Annotated in this window: 2 rRNA genes (1 of these 2 only partly in view); both read left to right on the top strand. The window is 56.7% G+C overall.

The annotated features are described in order from the left end of the window. Positions 1 to 59 precede the first annotated feature (59 nt). Positions 60 to 1,578: ribosomal RNA gene (locus AB0H00_RS31695) — 16S ribosomal RNA — on the top strand. A gap of 336 nt (positions 1,579 to 1,914) precedes the next feature. After that, positions 1,915 to 2,280: ribosomal RNA gene (locus tag AB0H00_RS31690) — 23S ribosomal RNA — on the top strand (it continues 2,871 nt past the right edge of the window). Together the 16S and 23S rRNA genes form the textbook arrangement of a ribosomal RNA operon.

The raw sequence follows: 2,280 nt of genomic DNA, 5'->3' as shown, positions 1-2,280 counted from the left end.
TTTCGGACTCTGGTTCATACTTTTGATTGCACCTCTTCAAGGGGTGTGGTTGTGAGTCTTCAACGGAGAGTTTGATCCTGGCTCAGGACGAACGCTGGCGGCGTGCTTAACACATGCAAGTCGAGCGGTAAGGCCCTTCGGGGTACACGAGCGGCGAACGGGTGAGTAACACGTGGGTGATCTGCCTCGTACTTCGGGATAAGCCTGGGAAACTGGGTCTAATACCGGATAGGACCTGCTGGTGCATGCTGGTGGGTGGAAAGATTTATCGGTGCGAGATGGGCCCGCGGCCTATCAGCTTGTTGGTGGGGTAACGGCTCACCAAGGCGACGACGGGTAGCCGACCTGAGAGGGTGACCGGCCACACTGGGACTGAGACACGGCCCAGACTCCTACGGGAGGCAGCAGTGGGGAATATTGCACAATGGGCGAAAGCCTGATGCAGCGACGCCGCGTGAGGGATGACGGCCTTCGGGTTGTAAACCTCTTTCGACAGGGACGAAGGGAAACTGACGGTACCTGTAGAAGAAGCACCGGCCAACTACGTGCCAGCAGCCGCGGTAATACGTAGGGTGCGAGCGTTGTCCGGAATTACTGGGCGTAAAGAGCTTGTAGGCGGTTTGTCGCGTCGTCTGTGAAAACTCACAGCTCAACTGTGAGCTTGCAGGCGATACGGGCAGACTTGAGTACTTCAGGGGAGACTGGAATTCCTGGTGTAGCGGTGAAATGCGCAGATATCAGGAGGAACACCGGTGGCGAAGGCGGGTCTCTGGGAAGTAACTGACGCTGAGAAGCGAAAGCGTGGGTAGCGAACAGGATTAGATACCCTGGTAGTCCACGCCGTAAACGGTGGGTACTAGGTGTGGGTTTCCTTCCACGGGATCCGTGCCGTAGCTAACGCATTAAGTACCCCGCCTGGGGAGTACGGCCGCAAGGCTAAAACTCAAAGGAATTGACGGGGGCCCGCACAAGCGGCGGAGCATGTGGATTAATTCGATGCAACGCGAAGAACCTTACCTGGGTTTGACATACACCGGAAACCTGCAGAGATGTAGGCCCCCTTGTGGTCGGTGTACAGGTGGTGCATGGCTGTCGTCAGCTCGTGTCGTGAGATGTTGGGTTAAGTCCCGCAACGAGCGCAACCCTTATCTTATGTTGCCAGCGCGTAATGGCGGGGACTCGTGAGAGACTGCCGGGGTCAACTCGGAGGAAGGTGGGGACGACGTCAAGTCATCATGCCCCTTATGTCCAGGGCTTCACACATGCTACAATGGCCGGTACAGAGGGCTGCGAGACCGTGAGGTGGAGCGAATCCCTTAAAGCCGGTCTCAGTTCGGATCGGGGTCTGCAACTCGACCCCGTGAAGTTGGAGTCGCTAGTAATCGCAGATCAGCAACGCTGCGGTGAATACGTTCCCGGGCCTTGTACACACCGCCCGTCACGTCATGAAAGTCGGTAACACCCGAAGCCGGTGGCCTAACCCCTTGTGGGAGGGAGCCGTCGAAGGTGGGATTGGCGATTGGGACGAAGTCGTAACAAGGTAGCCGTACCGGAAGGTGCGGCTGGATCACCTCCTTTCTAAGGAGCACTTCTGCACGGCACCCCGAAGAGTCGGGGATGGTAAACGCTGGTGCCAGAGACCGTTGAGTCCTCGTCTGTGGGACTGCGGATGCTCATGGGTGGAACGCTGACACTTTCTTCCGCGGTATCAACTGGTTTCATGACTGGTTGGCGGTGGGATATATCGACACACTGTTGGGTCCTGAGAGAACACGCGAGTGTTTCTTTCTAGGCGAATACATGATCCGGTTCGGATGCTACGCAGACCGCACTCTTCGGGGTGGTCGTGGTGGTGGGTTCGTTCGAGTCGGGTGTGTTGTTTGAGAACTGCACAGTGGACGCGAGCATCTTTGTTAGTAAGTGTTTAAGAGCGTACGGTGGATGCCTTGGCACCAGGAGCCGATGAAGGACGTAGGAGGCTGCGATAAGCCTCGGGGAGCTGTCAACCGAGCTGAGATCCGAGGATTTCCGAATGGGGAAACCCAGCACGAGTGATGTCGTGTTACCCGCACCTGAATATATAGGGTGTGTGGAGGGAACGCGGGGAAGTGAAACATCTCAGTACCCGCAGGAAGAGAAAACAATTGTGATTCCGTGAGTAGTGGCGAGCGAAAGCGGATGAGGCTAAACCATGCGGATGTGATACCCGGCAGGGGTTGTCCGTGTGGTGTTGTGGGGCTCACTTTCTTGTCACTGCCGTGGCGAGCAACAGTCAGAAAG

Origin of the sequence: Nocardia sp. NPDC023852 (genome assembly GCF_040639505.1) — a bacterium.
Taxonomy (GTDB): domain Bacteria; phylum Actinomycetota; class Actinomycetes; order Mycobacteriales; family Mycobacteriaceae; genus Nocardia.
This window is presented reverse-complemented; position numbering and strand designations above follow the sequence as displayed.